The organism is Bacillus sp. OV166 (assembly GCF_900177675.1).
In the GTDB taxonomy this organism is placed as follows: domain Bacteria; phylum Bacillota; class Bacilli; order Bacillales; family Cytobacillaceae; genus Neobacillus.
The window spans coordinates 661,051-683,911 of sequence record NZ_FXWM01000001.1; the positions used below are offsets into that span (position 1 = coordinate 661,051).

The window sequence follows — 22,861 nt, forward strand, 5'->3', positions numbered from 1 at the left end:
ATGATCGAAGTTATTAAAAATATTACCTTAAATCTTAAGAATCAATTGTATGGAAGCTTTCGTACCAAGTTGATGCTGTTTTTCATCGTGGTGGCACTGATACCTCTCCTACTATTTGGCTATCTCTCCTATCAAAAGTCATCCACGATTGTGAATAAGCAATTTAATGATTATGAAAACTTTGCTGTATCACAGCTTGAAAAGCAATTAGAAAATACGATTAATCAGATGTTTGTCGTCTCAAACGATATTCATCAATATTTATCCGACCCTACCTTAATTGTTATTCAAGAAGAGATTCCAAGAACCTATGAAGGATTCATAGAGAAAAAGAACTTTGAAAGATTCCTTGAAGCCCATAGAACTTTTAATACAAAAGGAATCTACCTAATAACGAGTTCTGGCTATTATTACGGGGGAAACCATCTTAATTCACAAAAACTGTTTCAAATGCCGTTTTGGAAGGAAGCAAGTAAAATCAAACAAGGGGAGCGATGGATCGGATTTTATAAAGCTGATCATCATGATAACAGCAAACCGCCTGAACCAATGATTGGTCTAGTATTGCCGATCCAGAGCCAATATGGGATTTTAAAAGGAAGCAAGTTGTTAATTGAGACAAATGCCGAGGAGCTTTTTTCATATATTAACTACCTTGAAAAAGACGTCCACGCCTTTGTAACCATTCATAATGAAAAGAATAAAGTCCTTTACCGAACAAAAGCAAAAGTGGAGAGGCTTTCAAGTGATATTGTTAGGGTGAAAAATATTGAAGCCTATGGCTGGAACATTGAAATCCGAGTCCCTGAAAAACTATTTTACCAATCCTCTGAGGTTATTTTTAACTATACTATGTTAGGCATTTTCTTTTTAATTATTCTCGCAATCCTACTAGCTTTGGTCTTTTCAGCACCGTTGGCAAAACGAATCAGAAAGCTGAAGGAATCGATGGAACTGGTAAGTGTGGGCGAACTGCAGACTCAGATTCCTGTTAAAGAACATGACGAAATTGGGAAATTAACAATCAGCTTTAATCAGATGGTCCAGCAAATTAATGAATTAATTGATGAAATCGGTGAGACGGAACGGTTAAAAAGGAAAGCAGAGTTAAGGGCGTTTCATTACCAAATAAATCCCCATTTGTTGTTTAATACACTAAACTCCATTCAGTGGAAGGCAAGGTTAAGTAATGCCAAGGAAGTTCAGCAAATGATTTACCATCTGACGGAGGTTCTTCATGAAAACCTTAATTTTTCTGATGAATTGATTCCGTTAAAAAAAGAGCTGGCTACGATAAGCCACTATTTGAAGGTGCAGGAAATCCGTTATGGACATATGTTTGATTACAATGAAAAGGTCAGCCCAGAATGCTCCGATTATTTAATTCCCAGGTTGTCTCTGCAGCCATTATTTGAAAATATTTTTTTCCATGCCTTTGAAGACGGACAGGGAATAATTGAATTAACTATTGAGGATAAATCAGACTTACTTGAACTTACCTTGAGTGATAATGGTAAAGGAATGAGTGAACAAACGGCCTTAAACTTACTTAATGAACAGTCGCCTAAGGATAAAGTCCGTGGAATAGGCGTGTTTAATGTTGATCAACGCCTAAAGCTTCATTTTGGAAGTGAATATGGTCTTACAATAGAATCAAAACCGAAGAGTGGAACAACTTTTAAAATACGCTGGCCAAAAAGGAGGTTGAGCAGTGATCAAAGTCATGGTAGTTGATGATGAATATATCGTCCGTAAAGGGTTAATGGCAACGGTGAATTGGAAGAAATACAATATGGAAGTAGTTGCGGATGCCTCCAATGGTCAGAAAGGCTGGGAAGTGTTTCTAGAGCATTCCCCTGAGGTAGTCATTACAGACATTGTCATGCCAGAACAAAATGGCATAGAACTGGCCCGGAAAATTAAACAAGCAGCCCCTGACACAAAAATCCTGCTATTAAGCTGCCACCGGGATTTCGAATATGCCCAGGAAGGCATTAGGTTGGGTGCTTCAGGTTATATTTTAAAAACGGCCTTTCAAGATGATGAATTTGAAGAATACCTAAAGCAATTCTCTGATGAAATAGAAAAATCACAACGTAAAGAACAAGACTCTAGTCTAGCTGAAGCCGTAATAAATGAGGTTAATGAAAAATGGCCGGAACCGATTCAAAAAGCCGTTCAACTGATTACGAGAGACTTATCACAATCCCACTCTTCAGTTGATATTGCCTATGAGGTCGGCCTTAGTAGAAGCCACTTTAGCACCCTTTTTAGTAAGTCAGTTGGTGAAAGTTTCTATACATTTACAGAAAAATTAAAGCTCCATGCTGCTAGCGAATTGCTTGAAACCACTTCTCTCACCTTACAGGAAATAGGGGAGAAAGTCGGAGTACATGACGGTAAATATTTTAGTAAATGGTTTAAAAAATGTACCGGACAAACACCATCTGATTATCGTCAAACAAAAAGGAGAATCCACCCGGACGATTTTACCCCTATTCCATAAACTTCACAGAAAATTAAAACATTATCACGAACAATTTAAGATGAATTTCAGTATGAGACCGCTTTCATTAGAAGTACAATGAAGGCGGTTAATTTTTTTCTACAGAGGGGGAAATTCAGAATGAAGAAAATCAGTATCTTAGCAATGATTTTATTATTAGTTAGCGTCTTCGCCTTGGCAGCTTGTTCCAACAGCAGTTCAGGGGAAAATACTTCTGGAGGAACTGGAGAAGAGAAGGACGGAAAAGACAATATTACACTTCGCTTTGCTACCTGGGACTCTGGAGAGGCCTTGAAAATTCAACAGGATATTGCCAAAAAGTTCGAGGAAAAGAATCCAGGTGTTAAGGTTCAAGTGGAAGCTTACGGTGATGGCTTTGATCAGAAGTTGGCTGCCTCCTTTGGGGCGAAAAATCCACCGGATATGATGTATATGTGGAATTTCCCAGCATATTATGAGTCGCTCGAGCCGCTTGATCAGTATATCGAAGGCGATCCAGAAATGGATATGGATGATTTTTACCAAGGTTTATTTAATTATTCGAGCATGAATGGAAAAATTTATGGAATGCCTGCTGGATTTACAACACGAGTTGTGTATTATAACAAAGATTTATTTGATGCAGCAAACATCCCTTATCCAAAGGATGGCTGGTCATGGGATGATTTTAAAGAAATTTCCAAAAAACTATCTGATCCAAGCAAAAAGCAATACGGTGTTGGAATTGTACCAGAACCAGATACCTATGATCTACAAGGGCTGGTATGGAGCAATGGCGGGAGCTTCATAAGTAATGACGGGAAAGAAGTTAAGGGCTATATGAACAGCCCTGAAACAATTGAATCCATTCAAATTTTAAGTAATCTTCTTAAAGAGAAAAGCGCTGTTCTTGTTGGCGGGAAAAATCAGCAAAGCGGCGATGATATTTTCAAAGCTGGAAAAATCGCCATGTGGGAAAGCGGGATTTGGCCATTAGAAGGCTTTAAAGAAGCTAAGATTAATTTCGGAACGGTCGAAGTTCCGTCATTTGGCGACAAGCCTGCAAAAGGGGTTATTGCTTCATCAGCTGTTTCGGTAGCGAAGGATTCTAAACATAAAGATCTTGCTTATGAATTTGTAAAGTTTTATTCCTCTACAGAAGCAATTAAAATGCGTACAGCCGATTTGCCAGTTCGAATCAGTGTTGTAAAAGAAATGAATATGGAGCAGGACTCATTGATCAGTCCGTTCTATAAAATGCTTGAACGATCTGACGATACACCAGCATTTCTTTTGAATAAGAATTGGAATGAAATCAACCGTAACCTGTCTGCAGCCGTAAATGCGGTGATGCTTGGGCAAGATGCTGATAAACTACTAAATAAAGCTGTTCACGATTCTGAGAAATACATGAAGAAGTAGACTAAATAAATGGGGTGTTCATGTTGAATTCTTTACCTGCTTCTCCCACACCCTATGTGGAAATAAATAAGAAAAAGAAAATAAAGTGGGACAAGATTGTCCCACTTCTATTTATCTCCCCATGGGTAATCGGGTTTCTTGCCTTCACGCTAGGACCTTTATTATATTCACTATTTATCAGTTTTTATGATTGGCCGGTTGTCGGTGAGGCGACATTTATCGGACTTGATAACTATAAGACCATGTTTATGGATGATCCCCTGTTTTGGAAATCACTAGGGGTAACGGTGAAATTCGCCGCATTGTTCGTCCCTTTAAATATCATTGTAGCCCTAGTTTTAGCTATTTTGTTGAATCAAAACGTAAAAGGCCACTCCTTTTTCCGAACCTTTTTCTACCTTCCATCCGTCATTTCCGGCGTAGCCCTTGCGATGATTTGGGCTTGGGTTTTCAACGGTGAATACGGTATTCTAAATTACTTTCTTTCCTTGGTTGATATCACAGGTCCTAACTGGCTCAATGAGACGGGCTGGGCACTTATCGCGATGGTGATAGCAAGCCTTTGGGGTCAGGGTACGATGATGTTAATCTTCCTGGCAGGTTTAAAAGGCATTTCGGGTGAACTTTATGAAGCTGCATCCATCGATGGAGCTAATAAAATAACTCAGTTTTTCAAAATAACCTTACCGCTCTTGACGCCAACCATTCTATTTAATGTCATCACAACGATTATTGCTGCCTTTCAACAATTGACGTTAGCCCTGTTATTAACGGGCGGAGGGCCGCTCAATTCAACTTATTTTTACGCAATGTATGTTTATGAAAATGCCTTTAAATATTTTAAAATGGGCTATTCTTCTGCAAATGCGTGGTTTATGTTCTTGATTGTTTTAGGTTTAACAATGCTTGTGTTTAAATCCTCGTCTGCCTGGGTGTACTACGAAGGAGAAGTGAAGAAGAAATAAAACTGCAGCCAATCTATTGATACTGGGGGTTTACAATGAAAATGAAAAGCAGGGTTGAAAAAACCTTTATATACGGTCTCTTAATCTTTTTCTCGCTATTATTTTTGGCACCATTATTTTGGATGGTGACGACATCGTTAAAATCACCAGAAGAGCTCTATCTGTTCCCGCCAAAGTGGATTCCTTCCAGTCTTCACTTTGAGAATTTTAAGGAAGCATGGATTTCTCAGCCATTTACGCAATTCCTGATGAATTCACTAACGGTAACAATCTTGGCAACTCTTGGCCAAATTGTTTCATCATCGCTGGTGGCCTATGGATTTGCAAGATTTACTTTTAAGGGAAGAGATTTCTTATTTATGGTGCTACTTGCCACAATGATGATTCCATGGGAAGTAACGATGATTCCTTTATATATGGAATTTAACTTCCTTGGCTGGATTAACACGTTGAAACCGTTGATTGTTCCTGCCTGGTTTGGTGCCCCATTTTATATCTTCTTGATGCGCCAGTTTATCATGGGCATACCAAAAGAACTGGATGAAGCAGCAAGAATAGATGGTGCCAACTCTTTTCAAATTTTTTATAAAATTTACCTTCCGCTCATGAAACCGGTATTAATTTTAGTTGGGGTGTTCAGCATGTTGAATTGCTGGAACGATTACCTAGGACCGCTTGTGTTTTTGAATGATCAGAGCAAATATACACTAACGCTTGGACTTGCGCAGTTCAAAGGAATGTTTGGCGTTGATATGGAAGGAATCATGGCAATAACCTTCCTAATCAGCATACCACCGCTTGTTCTCTTCTTCGCGGCACAGCGCTATATAGTGGAGGATGTTTCTAAGTCAGGGGTAAAGGGATAACAAGTATTTATTTGTTTCGCAAAACAGGAACTAATCAGAAGGGATAAGCACCTTCTGATTAGTTTATTGAAGGGGAGATTCCTCAGAAATTTTTTTGAAAATGAAAGGTTGAAACACTCTATGATACAGTCATTAAGATTTCTTACTATGCCGTCTGGTGTGAAACGTTTCTTGGCCACTGAATCACTGTACGGGCTGAGCATTGGAATGTTTACCTTGATCTTGAATCTTCATTTAATTGAAATGGGTATTACAGAAAAGCAAATTGGACTCATCACATCGATGGGGATCTTAGTAATGGGAATCTTTGCAATTCCTGTGAGCATCTTGGCTAAAAAAGCAGGTCGGAAAAAGCTGCTCGTTACAGGGATAACAAGTATTGCCATTGGATGCAGCATTTTTGCTTTTGCAGAAGGCTTTGGATTCTTTTTTTTGGCTCAATTTGTGGTTTCCATTGGCCTAACACTTGTGGAAACGACGGAAATACAGTTGTTGTTCCATTATAGCCGTTCAAAAAGGGAAGAAACCCAAGCCTATAGCTTTTTATTCGCAGTCTTTACTGCGTTTTCGGGAGCGGGAACACTAATTGGCGGTTTTTTGCCTAATTGGATTGAACTTTCAGAGAAGGGCTACCAAAATACATTAATTACTACCTCAATATTGTTTCTATTATTAGCCTGTGTAAGAGGAGGCCTGCTTCCTGCAGAGCAGCGAAGGAAAAAAGTTACACGGGAGGATTTAAACCAGCGAAGGGAAACAGGTTCTGAACCGAATGCTTTCCTTCAAAGGCAAGGTAAGCATTCGAGTGATTTTCAGCAAAAATTGCTGTTATTTGCTGTCTTCGCACTGATTACTGGCGGTGCAGTATCTTGCCTCCAGCCTTACCTGAATTTATTTATTAAGTTCCGTTTCGATTTCTCGAATGAGGCTGTGTCGATGCTGCTGGCTCTAAATGGTCTGGCATTGTTTATAGGTTCTATTTTCTCACCTTCATTGATTGACCGCTTCGGGGTGAAAAAGACATTTCTTTATATTTACATGGTGAATATCCTTCTTTGTTTTATTTTATTTTTAAACATCCATCCTTATTTCTTTTCGACACTTTTATTAGTAAGGGGTGGTGTTTTTACCATGCTGACCAATCTGGTTGACAGTCTATCGATGTCATCATTTAAAGATGAGGAACGTGATTTGTATGCGGGAATGAGAGCCGTATTCCGTAGCATTGGATCCGCTTTAGCCGCATTTCTAGTCGGAACCATCCTAGCTGGAAAGAACTATACACTTCCATTTATTTTGGCAGGACTGCTTCTCTTGCTCGGATATGCGTACTTTACTTATATTATCAGACCGAAATTCTTTGAAGCAGATCAAGAATTTCAGAAGAACACCCAGGAAGGGATAACAAATGAATGTTGAAAGAGAGTGAAGCTTATGTTTGATATAAAAAAAATTCCCTTCAGCCGTTATGGTTCATTTATTACAATTTCGCGAAATCACCAAGAGGAGGGTGACAGCCCCCTCTACCTCCGTAATATCCGAAATGGGGACAATGAGTTTGGCGAGGTATTCCGTATTGATCTTATTCATGAGGGGAACCTCGTGCCATATAAGGCAGTACTAAGTCCGAGCATGCTCCGGCTCGAAAATGCGGAAGGTTATGCAGAATTTTGTATAACAGAAGCCCGAGTTTTACAGATAAGAAGTCATAGCGTGGGGGTCAGACTGACAGGAATTACCGGAGCTTATGATTATGCGGTTCCTGTGGAAGATGATCGTTGGGAAGTTAATCACTCCCGTCAGGAAATGCGGTATATGCTTACTTCGATAAAAGGACGCCTCGTCGTAGATGCACCTTTTATTGAACAGCGTTGTGAAAAAATTATTGTCGACTTTCTTCCAGAGTCGGACATGGGGGAAATGGAAGGTGTGATTGAGGAGTTTATGACGGTTTACACAGCCCGTTCCTACTCGGCTTTTACAGAAGGGCACGATAACGTTTTAAAGGAATATGAATCATGGGTCGATAATACCCTTGAGATACCTGAAAAGTATGTCCGAGGGAAAGAAATGGCGGCCTATGTTACCTGGTCATGCGTGGTGGCGCCTGAAGGAATGCTGACTAGGCCTGCGATGTACATGTCGAAGAACTGGATGACAAATATTTGGAGCTGGGATCACTGCTTTAATGCCCTGGCGTTAGCAAAAAATAACCCCGACCTCGCCTGGGACCAGCTTATGATCTTTTTTGATTTGCAGGATAAATCCGGAATGCTTCCAGACTTTGTCAATAACAGGTCTGCGTTGTGGAATTTCACAAAACCGCCTATCCATGGCTGGACACTAAGGCGTATGTGGGAACAAAACGATTTTGTTTCAGCGGAGAAACTGCTAGAAGTTTATCAGCCGCTTGTTAAATGGACGGAGTGGTGGCTGACTTTCCAGGACAGTGACAAAGACGGGATTCCGCAATACAATCACGGAAATGACAGTGGTTGGGATAATAGTACAATTTTCCACAAAGGGACTCCGGTTGAAAGTCCCGACCTTTCATCCTTTCTAGTGCTGCAAATGGAAGTTTTGTCGGAAATAGCCTGTAAGCTTGGAAAAAATGAGGAAGCTAGAAAATGGATGGATGAGTCGCAAGCATTGTTAAATAGAATGATTGAACATTTTTGGAACGGGCAACGATTTGTAGCAAAACGGTCAGGCACACATGAAATCATCGAATCTGACAGTCTAGTTTTGTATGTTCCTCTGATTCTTGGAGATAGGCTTCCGCCGGAAATCTTAAAGAAATTGGTAGAAGATATAAAGACCAAGGGGTTTTTAACAGAATATGGATTGGCAACCGAGCTGCCAAACAGTCCATTTTACAGGGAAGATGGTTATTGGCGCGGCCCAATCTGGGCACCAACAACTATGCTTCTAGTAGATGGTTTGGTCTCATCCGGTGAAAAGAAACTAGCTCTCGAGGTGGCAGAGAAATTCTGTTCAATGGCAACCAAGTCAGGCATGGCGGAAAACTATGACGCTCTAACTGGATCTGGACTTCGTGATCCGGCATTTACATGGACCTCGAGCGTATTCCTTATTCTTGGACAACATCTTAGTCAAGAGGATTCAATAAAGGAATAAAGAGAAGGTAAGTCGACTACATCTCAAAGCACAGCGTTTTGTAATAAAAACATATTAACGATTGAGAGGTTAAATGATGAAAAAACTAAAAAGATGGGAAAACATCCATACAGATGGCATAAACCGTTTAAGTGCCCGTGCTCATTTTATCAGCTATCCTTCACTTAGTGCGGCTGAAACACATGATGTGGCCAATAGTCACTACTATCAAAACCTTAACGGAATATGGAAATTTGTATTCCTCGAAGCTCCCGAATATTGGCCGGATGGCTTTTATGATGATGATTTGGATACGAAAGTTTGGGACGAAATTGCTGTTCCTGGCAACTGGCAAATGCAAGGCTACGGGAAGATGCATTATTCTGATCTGTGGTACAATTTTCCGATTATTCCGCCCCGTGTCCTAACCGAAAACCCAACGGGCATTTATCGTCGAGAGTTTGAGTTCGATCGGAATTTGGATGAAGAACAATTAATCCTTCGTTTTAATGGTGTCGATTCTGCTTTCGAATTGTATGTAAATGGAGAATTTGCTGGTTATAGTAAGGGGGCTCGGATTCAATCAGAATTTGATATTACGAAACTATGCAGACAAGGTGCAAACACCATGACTGTCCGCGTCGTCCAGTGGTCAGATGGGTCCTATCTTGAAGACCAGGATATGTGGTGGCTGAGCGGGATCTTCCGTGATGTTGAACTATATACCCGGCCGGTTTCTGGCGTATATGACTTTACCGTAACGACAGAGTTTGATAGAGAATGGAAGAATGCGACCTTAACTGTTTTGGCTGAACTGACGGAACAGCGCAACCAAATCATTACTTATGAATTAATTGATCCAGAAGGTAAGCCAGTTTTTATCGAGGAAAAAAAGGCAAACGAGCCTTTAAGCAGGTATATAGTGTCACCTTTAAAATGGAGTGCAGAGCAGCCCTATTTATACAACCTCTATATGACAGTAATGGAAGATGGAAAAATTATTGAGGTGGTACATCAGCATGTAGGATTCCGCTCGATAGTCATGGCAGAGGATACATTCCTCGTAAATGATGTGGCCATTAAGTTCAAGGGCGTGAATCGTCATGACTACAACCCGAGGACAGGCCGAGTGGTGACGAGAGAGGAAATTGAGCGCGACATCAAGATAATGAAGCAAAACAATATCAACGCCATACGTACGGCTCATTATCCGAATGCCCCATACCTTTATGATCTTTGTGATCAATACGGGCTGTATGTGATTGATGAAACGGATTTAGAATGTCACGGGTTTGAATTGACAGGAAGGTATGATTGGATCAGTAATGATTCAGACTGGGAAACGGCATATGTTTCGAGGATTGAGCGGATGATTAAGCGTGATAAAAACCATCCTTGTATTATCATGTGGTCGCTAGGGAATGAGTCTGGATTTGGTGATAATTTCCGAGCTATGGCCAAGCGAGCAAAGGAAATGGATCCAACGCGCCTTGTTCATTATGAGGGAGATTTTGAAGCAGAGGTGACCGATGTATACAGCACGATGTATACATGGCTTGAACATAAGGAAAGAAGGACAATGGATCAGGTTATTGAAAAGTCTAAAAAACCACATATTCTTTGTGAATATGCCCATGCTATGGGGAACGGGCCTGGAAATCTCAAAGAATATCAAGACTTATTTTATAAGTATGATAAACTCCAAGGCGGATTTGTTTGGGAATGGTTTGACCACGGAATTGAAGCTGTAGCAGAGGATGGTACAGTTTACTATCAGTATGGCGGTGATTTTGGTGATGACCCGACGAATGGAAACTTCTGTATCGATGGGTTAATCATGCCGGATGGTTCACTTTCCCCAAGTCTATATGAGTATAAAAAAGTGATTGAACCAGTTCAAACAGAATGTATTGATATCGAGAAGGGCCTTTTCCGTCTGATGAATCGATATGATTTCTTATCATTAGCTCATTTGGATTTAACATGTTCGTTATTTGAGGATGATCGATTGGTTGATTCCTTTGATGTAGAGCTTCCAAAACTAGCTGGGCGTGAAACAGCAGAGATTCATTTGCCAGTTGGACAGGACATAGAAAAAGTTAGTGGAGCCCATTACTATTTTGTATTTTCATATAAATTAAATCAGGATACACCTTGGGCACCGAAAGGACATGAATTAGCGATCGCTTCCTTTGTGCTCCCAGGAAAGTCAAAATCACCAAAAGCTCACGGTGATGGCGAGCTCCTCATTAAAAAAGAGGGAGCGCTACTAAACGTTAGTGGCACTGATTTTACCATCACGTTCGATTGCGTCAAAGGAACACTAAAACAAGTTACCCGAAATGGGAAAATCCAGATTGAAAAGGGTCCGAAGTTCAACTTCTGGCGTGCACCGATTGACAATGATATGTACTTGCTAAATGATTATCGAACAAAATACTTTATGCATCTCGGACATGAAATTGTTGAGGATATCCGCTATGAGTTGAAAAACGGAGTATTCGAATGGGATACAGATGCACTGTACGGTACAACAAACAGTTCTTGGTACTATCAATTAAACTATCAATATAGAATCTATCCGGATGGTGATATTCTTTGCAGCATAAATGGAATTGCATCCGGTATGAAAGAAAATGCACCGGTCATGATTCCGCGTCTCGGTGTGAATATGCGCTTGAATAAGGAGTTTACCAATAGTCAGTGGCGCGGCCGAGGACCTGGTGAAAGTTATGTGGATTCGAAGCAAGCAAATCACTTAGGTGTTTACCGTCAAACAGTTGATGAGTTGTTCACAAACTACGTGAAACCGCAAGAAAACGGCAACCGTTCTGATTGTGACTGGGTAAGCATAACAGATCGTCAGTCTAATGGCCTCATTTTCATCGCTGATGACCAATTTGACTTCAGTGCTTCACACTATGAAGTTAGTGACCTAGAACTTGCCAAGCATACGGTCGATTTAAAGCCGCGTGACTACGTAGTCTTGAATATAGACTACAAACAAAATGGTCTCGGCAGCAACTCCTGCGGCCAAGACCAGCTCGAAAAATATCGCTGTAAATTCGAAGACTTTACCCTTTCATTTCGGATTTCTTCCTTCAATACTAAAAATACCACAGCTGTAGTGCTTGGAAGAGAACAGAGCTAAAGGTGTCAGGCACCACCCGTGGACATTTGTCCACGAACGGTGCCTGACACTCTTTTATTTAAAAAGGAGGCACCCTCTCAAAGGGTGCCCCGTCTCATCATGAGAATTCCTTATTAACTAAAGCTTCTGACCAAAGGTTTTTATCGAACTCTGTTTCTTCTCCATAAGAGAGTGTAATCACGGCTGTCTTTGGATAATCCTTTAATAATTCCTTTAACTCGTTATCTTTATCAATCATAAAATCAACAACAGGGAAGGCCTTTAATAATTGGGTTAATGATTCAGGAGAGGCAGCTGTTTCATGTGTCGGAAAGGTATGACTGGGAATCACATATTTAACTTTTAATAAATTTTTTACAGCATAGGCGGCTTCTTTTGGTCCCATTGTAAAATGGCCGCTTGAAGAAAGGATTGCAATTTCCGGCTCATATACATCTTGAATCAACTTTATATCTGACATTAATGCCGTATCACCAGAGTGGTAAAGGGTATAATCATCTTTAAAGTCAAAAATATAACCTGCTGACTCACCGGCATATACTGGTTGGCCTTGGGTTTCACCGTAAGAAGATGTATGTTTTGCCTGGACCATGGTTACATTTACATCCTCAAAGGAAACAGAACCTCCTAAATTAATGGGAAGGACATTTTTAATTCCTTGCTGCAAAAGGATGAGTGCCAGCTCGTATTGTGCCACAATCATAATATCAGGTTTATGTTCAACCAACTTCGTAAGACCGCTTGTATGATCAAAATGGCCATGGGTTAAAAATACACAATCAATAGATTGGTAGAAATCAGCAGTATTTAATTGCGGAGGAAAGCCAGGATTTAAATCAAAGAACGGATCAATAAGATACTTTTTCCCAACCTTACTTTTTAGAACGTACATGGCATGGCCAAGCCGTAATATTTTCAGAGCAAGCACCCCCATAACCTTTAGAATGAGACCTCATATACCATATTATTTTTTCGAATGAATAATAAGAACCATAATCGGATTATTCATACGTCGATAAAATTTAAGTATAATGTTTTGTGAACCAAAAAACATGATTTGAATAGCATTTATTGGTGATACGCAAAAGAAAGCGATACCAAAAACAATATTAATCAAAAAAATCAGAAATATTTAAATAAATCGAATAATATACTAGACGAATCGAGAAAATTGTTTTAAAATAATATTTATCAATTAGTTAAGACAGTAAACAAAAGTATTTTGAATCATAAAAGGCTATCAATCTACGCTTTGTTATGTCAGAAAAATCAGAAAAAAAGAAAGAGGTCATTATAATGAAGAAAAAATGGGCAAAAATGTTTATGGCTTCCACTTTATTAGCTGGAATACTTGCAGGTTGTTCAGGAGCACCAAAGAGTTCAGGCAGTGACAGTAAAACGATTAAAGTTGGAGTTAACTTAGAGTTATCCGGTGGGGTTGCTTCTTACGGGGAGTCACTCGAAAACGGTATCGATATTGCAGTTGATGAGATTAATAAAGCTGGTGGAGTAAAGGGTAAAAAGCTAGAGATTATTAAAGTGGATAACAAATCCGAAGCAGCAGAAGCTACAAACGGTGCCATTAAATTAACAAGTCAAGACAAAGTAACAGCCATTATTGGTGCAGCTACAAGTGGTGATACGGTGGCACAGGCTCAAATCGCGAATGATACAAAAACAATTCTTTTAACTCCTTCGGGAACAAGTCCAAACGTAACCGTGGGCGATAATGGAAAATTGAACGAATTCGTCTTCCGTACTTCCTTTATTGATCCATTCCAAGGGATCGTTGCAGCGAATTTCGCTACGAAGGAATTAAATTTAAAAAATGCAGCTATTTTTGCAGATAGTGCTAGTGATTATGCGAAAGGTTTAGCAGCTTCATTCAAAGAGACATATGAAAAGGCTGGCGGTAAAGTGGTTGCCGAAGAGGCATATGTTGCGAAAGATACTGATTTCCGTGCAACCTTAACTCGAATTAAAGCCAAAAATCCAGAATTCATTTTTATTCCTGGATACTATGAAGAAGTTGGTTTAATCGTGAAACAAGCTCGTGAAATGGGTATCACTGTTCCATTAATGGGTGCAGACGGCTGGGATTCACCGAAGTTAGTGGAATTGGCTGGAGCGGACGCATTAAACAATACATTTATCACGAACCATTACACATCTGAAGATCCAGATAAAAATATTCAAAAATTCGTAACGACTTACAAAGAAAAGTTCAATGGTGAATCACCTAATGCATTTAATGCACTTGGCTATGACACTGTTTATCTATTAGCTGATGCGATTGAGCGTGCTGGCGGTACGGATACTACAAAAATTAAAGAAGCATTAGAGAAAACAAAAGATTTGTCTAGGATTACAGGTAAGATCACTATCGATAAAGACCACAATCCAATTAAATCAGCAACTGTTTTAGAATATAAAGACGGTAAGCAAGTGTTTAACACTAAAGTTAATCCATAAAATTGCGAAAAGTGAAATGGAAGGACGGGCCTTCCATTTCACTTTTTTTATTTTTCTTAATCATGCATACTTTTGCCCGTTTTGTTCTTCGATTACATTCGTATAATGCCAAGTCAGATTTTCAAAAATCCGATCCCATCTCTGTGTTAAGGCGTAATCTCTTCCGGCGTTTCCCATCTGTTCTCGCAATCCATCATCCGTTAAAATCTGAATAATGGCATCTCTAAATTCCTGAACATTACCTGGTTTACATAATTCACCTGTAATCCCTGCTTTAATTATATTCTTAACACCTCCAGACTTTGCACCAATGACAGGTGTTCCACTCGCAAGGGACTCTAGAACAACATTTCCAAAGGTCTCAGTTGGTGAGGGAAAAACTAATAGATCAGATGCTGAATAGACTTCGGCTAAGCTTTTTCCATATAAGTATCCTGTAAAGGTCATATTAGCTCCTGCTTGGGCTTGCAGTTCCTCGCGTAATGGGCCATCACCGACGATTAACCAATGTAATTTTTCATTTATTTCAGCTGGGATTGATTTTGCGACGGCAAATAGTGTTTTGATATCTTTCTCTGGTGCCAATCTGCCAACATAGGTAAGCAGGTATTTTCCTTGTGTGCTGTAATGTCTTTGAACAGCGTTTTTATCATAATAGGGGTGATAAAGCTGGCAGTCCACACCTCTAGGCCATAGTTCTAAGTTTGAAAATCCATGGTGCTTAAGCTGTAGGAATGTTTCAGTTGAGGGGACAAAAAGTTTGCTGCATGTTCGATGGAACCAGAGCATGTATTTCCAGTGGATTTTTGAAAGAAAATGAAGGTCATAATAGTGTAAATAATGATCAAAATTGGTGTGATAGGAACCAACAAGGGGAATGTTTAATTTCTTAGAAAAATAAATACCACAAAGGCCGATATTAAAAGGGGTTGCAACATGAATTAAATCAGGAGAGAAATGTTGTAACTCTGACTTGATTTGAAGAAGGTTTGGAAAAGCTAAGCGGCATTCTGGGTATAAGAAAAAGGAACGGCTTTTAAAAAGATGAATATTCGTAGAACTATAGTCGTTAGAATTTGAATCGGGTGCAAAAATTTTAAAATCAATATTCTGATCTTCAAAATAGGTAGTCAATCGTTTAAGGGTCCCAGCAACCCCGTTGGTGTCTGGATAAAAGGTATCTGTGAAAATAGCAATTTTCATATAATCCCTCCTAATTGAACTCTCAAACCCACAATAAATAAAAGAATAGGCTCCCGGATAGGGTCCCTAGAATTCCTCCCGCAATCACATCGGAAGGATAGTGAAGACCTAAGTAAATTCTAGATATGCCTACACATAGCCCTAAAGGGATTAGGACATAAGAAAGTAGAGGTATGAATAAGACATATGGCGTCACAAGAGAAAATATTGCCGTCGTATGCCCTGAAGGAAAAGAATGATCTTGTAATGGGTTAGCAGGAAACTTTGTTTTTTCAATCATTAAATAGGGTCTTTTACGAGGAAATAGCAACTTTACAAAATGCACAGGTATATGACTGGCTGATAAAGCAAGTGCGCTAGCAATGGCAATCAATCTGATTTCCCTTGGCGAGAAGATTAAGAGAAAAAGTGTGGCCGCAATAGTTATTCTAGCTCCACCAAGGTGTGTAACCGTGCGGAAAAAAAGATTTAATAGCTTTTTATCAAAATGGCTGTTTACCTTTTGCAGGACCCTGCATTCAAAACCATAAAATACATGTAGCATTTTTATCATTGTCTATTCCCCTTTGCATTCGATGCTTATATAATTATTTCAGCACTTCGGATGTCCGTTATTATTATTGGGATTTTCAATGGTTGATAAATTTTTTCGATTATTGTTGCTGCTTCAGGATGATTGGTTCCAATTACGATTAGGTCACCGTGGAAAAAATCTTGGATTGCAGAACCTTCCCGAAGAAACCCGGAATTGGTGACAACGTTTGCGAGTAGGTTAGGGGGCTTGCTTCTATTAATAATTTGTTGGATAAGATCGTTTGTGCCGACTGGGACTTTGCTTATTGTACAAATGGTTACATCATTTTCGATATAGTGAGCAATCGTGTGTGAAACTACATGGATGTATTTTAGATCCCGTGACCCATCATGTTTTTTTGGTGCTCCGACCGCGATAAAAATGACTTCAGCCTCTGAATAGGCTTGATGATGGCTCACTGTAAATTTCAGTTGACCGTTATGGAGATTTTTTTCTAAAAGAGACTCAAGACCAGGCTCAAAAATTGGAGAACGACCATTTTGGAGCATGTCAATTTTCTCTTTCTTAATGTCTATACATGTCACCATATGCCCTAATTCTGCTAAGCAAGCACTTGTGACCAGCCCTGCATATCCTGCTCCAGCAACGGTAATCTTCATCCAATCCCTCCAATTGATATTATTTACTTTATTGTATAAGGGAATAGAGAATTTTTTCTTAAGCTGGTGTTAAAAGAATGTAAAGAAATTGTAAGATTCAGCATCTTCATCATGAATAGAGTGCCTGACACCTGAGAATATTAAAAATCCCTTCATTAGATAAATTCAGAATAGTGTGCTATAATTTGGTTGGTAGTAGGTACTAATATCAGATATTAAAATAACTGTTTTTCCAGATTTTATAAGTGATTTATAAGTGGTCCTATTTTTCGAATTTGGAATGAGCGCTTGTCAGGAAACCTAAACAAACTTTTACAACAACGGGGGATTATGATGTTAACAAATGATTTGGACTTTAGGTTAGAGCCTAAACTTATTGATTTATACGAAGAACATAAAAAACGGTCTGAAAAAATAGATTGGGGTTACCATGATTTCTTACCATGGGATAAGGCAATGGATTTTCGACGTGTTCCCTGGGATGAAAGCCAGGTCGCACTGCCTCCATCCATTATTACTGCGGTTGAAACGGCTCTTTTAACCGAAGTAAACCTGCCATGGTTTACCTCTCATCTCGATCAAACGTTTAAAGGTTCTTTAACGGTTATTAAAGATTTTGTCCATACTTGGACTGCGGAAGAAGATCAGCATTCAAACCTGATTGAAACGTATTTATTAATTACACGCAATGTAGATCCGAAGCGACTCCACCAATTACACAAACAAACGGTTGAGAATGGCTGGAATCCTGATTACCATACGCCTTTTGAAACCATGGTTTATACCTCGTTACAAGAACTCGCAACCATGGTTTTTTATAATAATGTTGCCAAAGTAGCTGGTTCGCATGATAAGGATTTAGCTAGTCTGCTTCGCCGTCTGGCAAAGGATGAAACGTTGCATTATGCCTTTTATCGAGATGTGATTAAATTTCATCTCCAATTGGAACCCAATTACTGTTATCATTTAGGACATGTCATTAAGAATTTTCAAATGCCTGGTACAGTAATGCCTGATTTTGAAGATCGCATGGCCATTATTGCAAAAGAGGCAAACTACGGCCCATTGGAATATTTTGATCAAGTTCTAGATGTGATTGTTGATTATTGGGAATTGGAAAAATTAAGACCGATTGCACCAGAAGCAGAAAAAGCTAGACTGGACATTCTAAATTATCACGCCCGGTTGAAAAGAGTAAGAGATCGTTTTTATAAAAATAAATAAGGTACTTCCAAATAAAAAGGGGAATATTGCCGGTTTAATCGAAACTTAAACTCTTGACAATAAAAATAGGATTTATTATTCTTGAGCAATAGTAACTTAATAAAAATTTCGTATAACTCCAATGATATGGTTTGGAGGTCTCTACCAGGAACCAATAATTCCTGATTACGAAGAAGATACATGGATGTGTATTTTCTTCGTAATCAGGAATTTTTTTTTTCACTTTTTTACCAAACAAAAATTAGGAGGGAAAGATCCAACATGAATTTCGCAACCTTACCCAAAATTGAACTTCACTGCCATTTAGATGGGAGTCTAAGACCTGAAACAATCATTGATATCGCAAAGAGAGAGAGTATCAGTTTACCCTCTATGAAAATAGACGAGATTAAAAGGGAGCTGATTGCTCCATTAGATTGCAAATCCCTGGATGAATATTTAGAGAAATTTTCTATTCCTAATTTAGTTATGCAGTCAGAGGAAAATCTAAGAAGAATTACCTTTGAACTTTTTGAGGATGCAGCCCGGGAAAATGTAAAATACATGGAAGTAAGATTTGCGCCACTCCTTCATACAGCAGGGGGATTAGACGTTGAAGAAATCATTCAAAGCGTCTTATCTGGAATGAAGGATGCCGAAAAGCAATATGAGATAAAGGGAAATTTGATTCTTTCTTGTATGAGAACGATGCCTGCTGACCGTGCTTTTGAGGTCGTTGAGAAGGGGAAGAAATTCCTTGGAGTAGGTGTAGTGGCCATCGATTTATGCGCATCGGAAGAGGAAGGATTTTGTGGAAGATTCGTAGAACCGATCGCCTTAGCTAGAGAATATGGTTATAGAGTAACGATCCATGCGGGTGAAACAGGCATAGGGAAAAACGTATTAGAGGCAGTTGAGCTTTTAGGTGCAGAGAGAATTGGACACGGCGTATTCATAAAGGATTGTGCTGAAGCATACAACATTGTGAAGGAAAAACATGTCGTCCTTGAAATGTGCCCAACCAGTAATGTACAAACAAAAGCAGTGGACCAGTTTAGTGAACATCCAATCTACCAGTTTCATAAGGATGGAATCAAGGTAACAGTTAATACGGACAACCGAACCGTTTCAGATACTACAATGGCGAATGAATGTAACATCGTATTTAAAGAATTTAATATTAATGAAAATGACTATAAGCAAATTTACCTTAATAGTGTCGAAGCAAGCTTTGCCGATTCCGAAACAAAGGAAATGCTAAAAAAATTTATGCCCTGATAAAAAAGTAGAATGAAAGGTGTCAGGCACCATGTGAAAAATTCACATGGTGCCTGACACCTTTTCTATTTTTTTGAGAAATTTTAAATAACAGGACAGGCTTTCACCAAGTTTTCACTATTCTCTATTAGACTTCAGGTATCAAGTAGAAAGGAGGAAAGAGAGATGAATACGAAAGTGAAAAAAGGTATTTTCTGGGGCGCGACAATCGCCGTCATGATCTTGGTGGTCAATGTACTCCACTATTTATTTGGAGGTCATAGTAGTTATGCAGCCGGACAGCATGGCCATGGCCATGGCCCAGGAAGCGCTGTGGGGCAACAAGGTGGTTTTGGTTCTCACCAGGTTATGAACAGACCGCACCACGGCGGAGGATTTCCTTGGCTCGGTCTTCTCATTGGACTAGCTGTTGTGGTTCTCTTAGTAAGATGGTTTAGAAAGAAGGCAAAGGCCTCATCGATGAAACAATTTATTAACACACCAGTGGGTTCACATATACCGGTAATAAATCAAAATACAAGTATTTTAGATACATGGGAAAAAAATTTAACCAATAAAAAGGAGAATGTGTAAAATGGGTATTTTTAAAAGAGTGAAGACGATAACGATGGCAGAAATCAATGGGTTACTAGATGGAATCGAGGATCCAATTGCAATGTTAAATGAATATTCACGAGAAATGGAGCAAGAAATTCTAAAAGGCCAGAAAGCCTTGTCTCGTCAAATTTTTGTGGAGAATAAACAAGCTGCTATCATTTTGGAAACCGAAGGATTGGTAGCAAAGCGTACGCGTCAAGCGAAACTAGCGATTGAACAGGGTGAGGATGGAATCGCGAAGTTAGCGGTGCAAGAGAAACTAGTCCATGAAAAGCAGCTAGAGCTTTACAAGCAACAATATGAAGCGGTTAAAGCTCAAACTCAAATTCTTATCGAAAAATTAAATGAGCTGAAAGAGACCTATAACCAAATGCAGCATAAGAAAATCCTTTTAGCATCCCGTGCGAATGTGGCGCAGTCGATGAAGCAGATTCAAAATGCAACAGTGTCCTTCCAAACTGACAACATTACAAGAGGTGTGGCCCGTGCGGAAGAACGGATTTTAATGATAGAAGCAGAGGTACATGCTTGTCAGCAGTTTTCCGCACCGTTAGCTCAGAATGATGCGGCGTACAGCAACTTTGTAAACGAAGAAGAATTGAATAAGGAACTTGAAAAGCTAAAAAATGAAAAAGTAATGCAATTAGAAGAAATCGTAAAATAGGACGAGAAAGGAGCACCCATTTATTTATGGTGCTTCTTTTTTTATATCATTATCTTTTCTTAAGCAAACTTTAAGATTACGATGCTAGATTTGTGTTACTAGAGATGAATAGATTCATCTAAAAATCAATCTCAAAAGGGGTTCATACCATGAATATATTATTAGCAGAAGATGATATACGTCTCGGAGAGCTGATTGTTTATATGCTAAAAAAGAAGGGCGGATACCAGGTTGAGTGGGTAGTAGACGGGGAAGATGCCTACTATTACGCCACCTCTGCTCACTACGATGTAGTAATCATGGACTGGATGATGCCAAATGGGACAGGTGTAGAAATTTGCAGCCGATTGCGGAAACAGGGTTATTCGGGGGCGATTCTGATGTTAACCGCCAAAGATACCGTTGGTGACCGAATCGAGGGATTAGATTCTGGTGCGGATGATTACCTTGTCAAACCTTTCGAAATTGACGAACTTTTAGCTCGGCTGCGTGCACTTTCCCGACGGAATTATGCACCAATTTTGGAGGACGAGATCCAAATTCATGGATTGGTTCTGAATCGGAAGAGCCATATTGTACGTTTGGATCGAGAGGAAATTCAAATGAGCCCTCGTGAATTTCAGTTATTAGATTTAATGGTGAAAAATAAGGGACAGGTCCTGCCGCGTGAGGTAATTCTTGAGCGAATCTGGGGCTTTGATTCAGAGGTAGCCCCTAAAACCATAGATGCGACAGTCAAATTAATCCGAAAGAAACTCCAATCTTTCGGAAAACAAAATTTGCTTCAAAGCATCAGAGGGGTAGGGTATAAGTTTGGTAACTAAATTCAGCTCATTCATACAGACATTCACGAACCTAGGTGAAAAAGATATTTTTAAGAGCACACAAGGCCGATTAACACGCATGTATAGTGGACTGCTCATGCTCTTTCTTGTCTTTTTTATTGCGATCGTTTATATCGTCCTACACGTTGTTATCCTAAACAATCAGGAACGAGAACTTCAATCATTAGTGAATCAGGAAGCAAACTTCATTGAGAGTTATTTATTAAAAGATGAACAGAATGATCTCCAAGGAATGGATGACCAGGAGTTGGTGTTTGCTGGAGTCAATCAGTTCTTTTATTATGTGGTTAATTCTAAGGGAGAAATCATCATGGGGAATGAATCGGATCCCCGCTTGCGCTCTGATTTACTGCAGCTAATAAATGGAAGATTTCAAAGCGAAAGAGAAATTCGAAAGGAAACACTGCATGATGAAGGAAATTCAAACGGAAGGGGAATGAAGGGGGGCTTTCATCCGCGTGAGGCACCTAAAGATATTCGGCTAATAATTACAAGTCGAGCCATTTACGACAAAGGTCAATTTATTGGGCAGTTGTATGTGGGAAAAGACATTACATTTACTTATCAGCTATTCCGTTCTCTATTGCTGATTCTGATAGCAATAGGCATCTTGTTTTTGGGTATTGCCATCTATATGAGTGTGGTAATGTCAAAAAGAGCGATGATTCCGATTAGCGGCGCATTTACAAGGCAGCGCGAATTCGTGGCAGATGCCTCACATGAATTACGAACACCATTAAGTGTCTTGCTCTCATCGATCGATGCGGTGGAAATGACAATCGAACCTCAACAGAGAGACATGGTAGAGAAAATACTTTCGAATATGAGGCAAGAAGTGAGGCGGATGACACATTTGGTGAGCGATCTATTAACCTTAGCCCGTTCCGACTCAAATACAATCCAACTTAGTCTAGAGACCTTTGACTTCCGTCCTCAGGCAGAAACTGCAATTGAGTCCGTTCGTCCGCTGGCAGTTTCCAAGCAAATCAAGCTCCACTTGAATACACTTGGTTCGCTGATTACAGTCGGCGATCCGCAAAGACTATCACAGCTATTATATATACTTTTAGACAATGCGATAAAATACACCCCGCAGGGCGGTGAAGTTAAGCTCTCATTATCAATAGTAGGACAACAGCTTTGTATCTCTGTTCAGGACACAGGAATCGGAATTAGGCCAGAGGATTATCAGCGTATTTTCGAACGTTTTTACAGGTCCGATAAATCTCGTTCCCGGCAAATGGGAGGGCATGGTTTGGGGCTTTCCATCGCCAAGTGGATCGTTGACACACATAAAGGAACCATTAAAGTTTCGAGTGAACTTGGCAAAGGAAGTACATTTATGATTCATATCCCACTAGTATATAAAGAATAGATTTATGGGGGACAGTGCTTGACA

Annotated in this window: 19 protein-coding genes and 1 riboswitch; of the genes, 15 read left to right on the forward strand and 4 right to left on the reverse strand. The window is 39.5% G+C overall.

Annotated features, from left to right (window positions below):
- From CCK98_RS03130 to ebgA, 8 genes are all read left to right on the forward strand, one after another.
- Window positions 1-1,734, forward strand: a complete 1,734-nt coding sequence (locus CCK98_RS03130; protein ID WP_088085247.1) for a sensor histidine kinase — start codon at window positions 1-3, stop codon at window positions 1,732-1,734.
- Window positions 1,712-2,506, forward strand: a complete 795-nt coding sequence (locus CCK98_RS03135) for a response regulator (RefSeq protein WP_306298914.1) — start codon at window positions 1,712-1,714, stop codon at window positions 2,504-2,506. Before CCK98_RS03130 ends, CCK98_RS03135 begins: the two co-directional genes overlap by 23 nt.
- Before the next feature lie 120 nt (window positions 2,507-2,626).
- Window positions 2,627-3,907 (forward strand): sugar ABC transporter substrate-binding protein, encoded by a 1,281-nt coding sequence (locus tag CCK98_RS03140; protein ID WP_088085248.1) that lies wholly within the window; start codon window positions 2,627-2,629, stop codon window positions 3,905-3,907.
- Between the two features lie 20 nt (window positions 3,908-3,927).
- Window positions 3,928-4,872 carry a carbohydrate ABC transporter permease gene (locus tag CCK98_RS03145; protein ID WP_088085249.1) on the forward strand — a complete coding sequence of 315 codons (945 nt, stop codon included), beginning with the start codon at window positions 3,928-3,930 and terminating at the stop codon, window positions 4,870-4,872.
- Between the two features lie 35 nt (window positions 4,873-4,907).
- Window positions 4,908-5,738, forward strand: a complete 831-nt coding sequence (locus CCK98_RS03150) for a carbohydrate ABC transporter permease (protein ID WP_088085250.1) — start codon at window positions 4,908-4,910, stop codon at window positions 5,736-5,738.
- A 120-nt stretch (window positions 5,739-5,858) separates the two neighbouring features.
- Window positions 5,859-7,157: an MFS transporter gene (locus CCK98_RS03155; RefSeq protein WP_088085251.1), complete on the forward strand. Its 1,299-nt coding sequence runs from the start codon at window positions 5,859-5,861 to the stop codon at window positions 7,155-7,157.
- Between the two features lie 15 nt (window positions 7,158-7,172).
- Complete coding sequence (locus CCK98_RS03160; protein WP_088085252.1) at window positions 7,173-8,876, forward strand: amylo-alpha-1,6-glucosidase; 1,704 nt, start codon at window positions 7,173-7,175, stop codon at window positions 8,874-8,876.
- A 73-nt stretch (window positions 8,877-8,949) separates the two neighbouring features.
- Window positions 8,950-12,006, forward strand: a complete 3,057-nt coding sequence (gene ebgA / locus CCK98_RS03165) for a beta-galactosidase subunit alpha (RefSeq protein ID WP_256942241.1) — start codon at window positions 8,950-8,952, stop codon at window positions 12,004-12,006.
- Between the two features lie 97 nt (window positions 12,007-12,103).
- Here ebgA and CCK98_RS03170 read toward each other — a convergent pair whose 3' ends face one another.
- The gene (locus CCK98_RS03170) at window positions 12,104-12,934 is read right to left on the reverse strand and encodes a metal-dependent hydrolase (protein ID WP_179195695.1); all 831 of its coding nucleotides are present in this window, start codon (window positions 12,932-12,934) and stop codon (window positions 12,104-12,106) included.
- 368 nt (window positions 12,935-13,302) lie between these two features.
- On the opposite strand from CCK98_RS03170, the gene CCK98_RS03175 reads away from it, so the two are divergent.
- Entirely contained in the window at window positions 13,303-14,478 is a 1,176-nt protein-coding gene (locus tag CCK98_RS03175) for an ABC transporter substrate-binding protein (RefSeq protein WP_179195696.1), read from the forward strand.
- A 60-nt stretch (window positions 14,479-14,538) separates the two neighbouring features.
- Here CCK98_RS03175 and CCK98_RS03180 read toward each other — a convergent pair whose 3' ends face one another.
- Genes CCK98_RS03180 through CCK98_RS03190 form a run of 3 tightly spaced genes read right to left on the reverse strand, consistent with a single transcriptional unit; the run spans window position 14,539 to window position 16,875 of the window.
- A complete protein-coding gene (locus CCK98_RS03180; protein WP_088085255.1) occupies window positions 14,539-15,681 on the reverse strand; it encodes a glycosyltransferase family 1 protein in 1,143 nt (380 codons plus the stop codon).
- A 22-nt stretch (window positions 15,682-15,703) separates the two neighbouring features.
- A complete protein-coding gene (locus CCK98_RS03185) occupies window positions 15,704-16,225 on the reverse strand; it encodes a phosphatase PAP2 family protein (RefSeq protein ID WP_256942521.1) in 522 nt (173 codons plus the stop codon).
- 35 nt (window positions 16,226-16,260) lie between these two features.
- Entirely contained in the window at window positions 16,261-16,875 is a 615-nt protein-coding gene (locus tag CCK98_RS03190) for a UDP-glucose/GDP-mannose dehydrogenase family protein (RefSeq protein ID WP_088085257.1), read from the reverse strand.
- Between the two features lie 333 nt (window positions 16,876-17,208).
- Here CCK98_RS03190 and CCK98_RS03195 point away from each other — a divergent pair, with 333 nt between their 5' ends.
- The 6 genes from CCK98_RS03195 to CCK98_RS03220 all read left to right on the forward strand — a co-directional run bounded on the left by CCK98_RS03195 (window position 17,209) and on the right by CCK98_RS03220 (window position 22,837).
- Entirely contained in the window at window positions 17,209-18,099 is an 891-nt protein-coding gene (locus CCK98_RS03195; RefSeq protein WP_088085258.1) for an acyl-ACP desaturase, read from the forward strand.
- Between the two features lie 88 nt (window positions 18,100-18,187).
- Window positions 18,188-18,287, forward strand: a riboswitch (purine riboswitch).
- 73 nt (window positions 18,288-18,360) lie between these two features.
- A complete protein-coding gene (gene add / locus CCK98_RS03200; RefSeq protein WP_088085259.1) occupies window positions 18,361-19,356 on the forward strand; it encodes an adenosine deaminase in 996 nt (331 codons plus the stop codon).
- A 165-nt stretch (window positions 19,357-19,521) separates the two neighbouring features.
- Window positions 19,522-19,929, forward strand: coding sequence for a hypothetical protein (locus CCK98_RS03205; protein WP_088085260.1), 408 nt, complete (start codon window positions 19,522-19,524; stop codon window positions 19,927-19,929).
- A gap of 1 nt (window position 19,930) precedes the next feature.
- Entirely contained in the window at window positions 19,931-20,617 is a 687-nt protein-coding gene (locus CCK98_RS03210; RefSeq protein ID WP_179195697.1) for a PspA/IM30 family protein, read from the forward strand.
- Window positions 20,618-20,766: 149 nt separating this feature from the next.
- Window positions 20,767-21,441 (forward strand): response regulator transcription factor, encoded by a 675-nt coding sequence (locus CCK98_RS03215; RefSeq protein WP_088085262.1) that lies wholly within the window; start codon window positions 20,767-20,769, stop codon window positions 21,439-21,441.
- Window positions 21,431-22,837 carry a cell wall metabolism sensor histidine kinase WalK gene (locus CCK98_RS03220; protein ID WP_256942242.1) on the forward strand — a complete coding sequence of 469 codons (1,407 nt, stop codon included), beginning with the start codon at window positions 21,431-21,433 and terminating at the stop codon, window positions 22,835-22,837. The genes CCK98_RS03215 and CCK98_RS03220 overlap by 11 nt, the downstream gene beginning before the upstream one ends.
- The last annotated feature ends 24 nt before the right edge of the window (window positions 22,838-22,861 follow it).

Excerpts from the sequence above, each read along its gene's own strand:
- CCK98_RS03185 (WP_256942521.1), bottom strand. The coding sequence starts at position 16,225 with ATGCTACATGTATTTTATGGTTTTGAATGCAGGGTCCTGCAAAAGGTA.
- CCK98_RS03195 (WP_088085258.1), top strand. The coding sequence starts at position 17,209 with ATGTTAACAAATGATTTGGACTTTAGGTTAGAGCCTAAACTTATTGAT.
- CCK98_RS03205 (WP_088085260.1), top strand. The coding sequence starts at position 19,522 with ATGAATACGAAAGTGAAAAAAGGTATTTTCTGGGGCGCGACAATCGCC.
- CCK98_RS03175 (WP_179195696.1), top strand. The coding sequence starts at position 13,303 with ATGAAGAAAAAATGGGCAAAAATGTTTATGGCTTCCACTTTATTAGCT.
- CCK98_RS03145 (WP_088085249.1), top strand. The coding sequence starts at position 3,928 with ATGTTGAATTCTTTACCTGCTTCTCCCACACCCTATGTGGAAATAAAT.
- add (WP_088085259.1), top strand. The coding sequence starts at position 18,361 with ATGAATTTCGCAACCTTACCCAAAATTGAACTTCACTGCCATTTAGAT.
- CCK98_RS03215 (WP_088085262.1), top strand. The coding sequence starts at position 20,767 with ATGAATATATTATTAGCAGAAGATGATATACGTCTCGGAGAGCTGATT.
- CCK98_RS03130 (WP_088085247.1), top strand. The coding sequence starts at position 1 with ATGATCGAAGTTATTAAAAATATTACCTTAAATCTTAAGAATCAATTG.
- CCK98_RS03150 (WP_088085250.1), top strand. The coding sequence starts at position 4,908 with ATGAAAATGAAAAGCAGGGTTGAAAAAACCTTTATATACGGTCTCTTA.
- ebgA (WP_256942241.1), top strand. The coding sequence starts at position 8,950 with ATGATGAAAAAACTAAAAAGATGGGAAAACATCCATACAGATGGCATA.
- CCK98_RS03180 (WP_088085255.1), bottom strand. The coding sequence starts at position 15,681 with ATGAAAATTGCTATTTTCACAGATACCTTTTATCCAGACACCAACGGG.
- CCK98_RS03160 (WP_088085252.1), top strand. The coding sequence starts at position 7,173 with ATGTTTGATATAAAAAAAATTCCCTTCAGCCGTTATGGTTCATTTATT.
- CCK98_RS03210 (WP_179195697.1), top strand. The coding sequence starts at position 19,931 with ATGGGTATTTTTAAAAGAGTGAAGACGATAACGATGGCAGAAATCAAT.
- CCK98_RS03190 (WP_088085257.1), bottom strand. The coding sequence starts at position 16,875 with ATGAAGATTACCGTTGCTGGAGCAGGATATGCAGGGCTGGTCACAAGT.
- CCK98_RS03155 (WP_088085251.1), top strand. The coding sequence starts at position 5,859 with ATGATACAGTCATTAAGATTTCTTACTATGCCGTCTGGTGTGAAACGT.
- CCK98_RS03140 (WP_088085248.1), top strand. The coding sequence starts at position 2,627 with ATGAAGAAAATCAGTATCTTAGCAATGATTTTATTATTAGTTAGCGTC.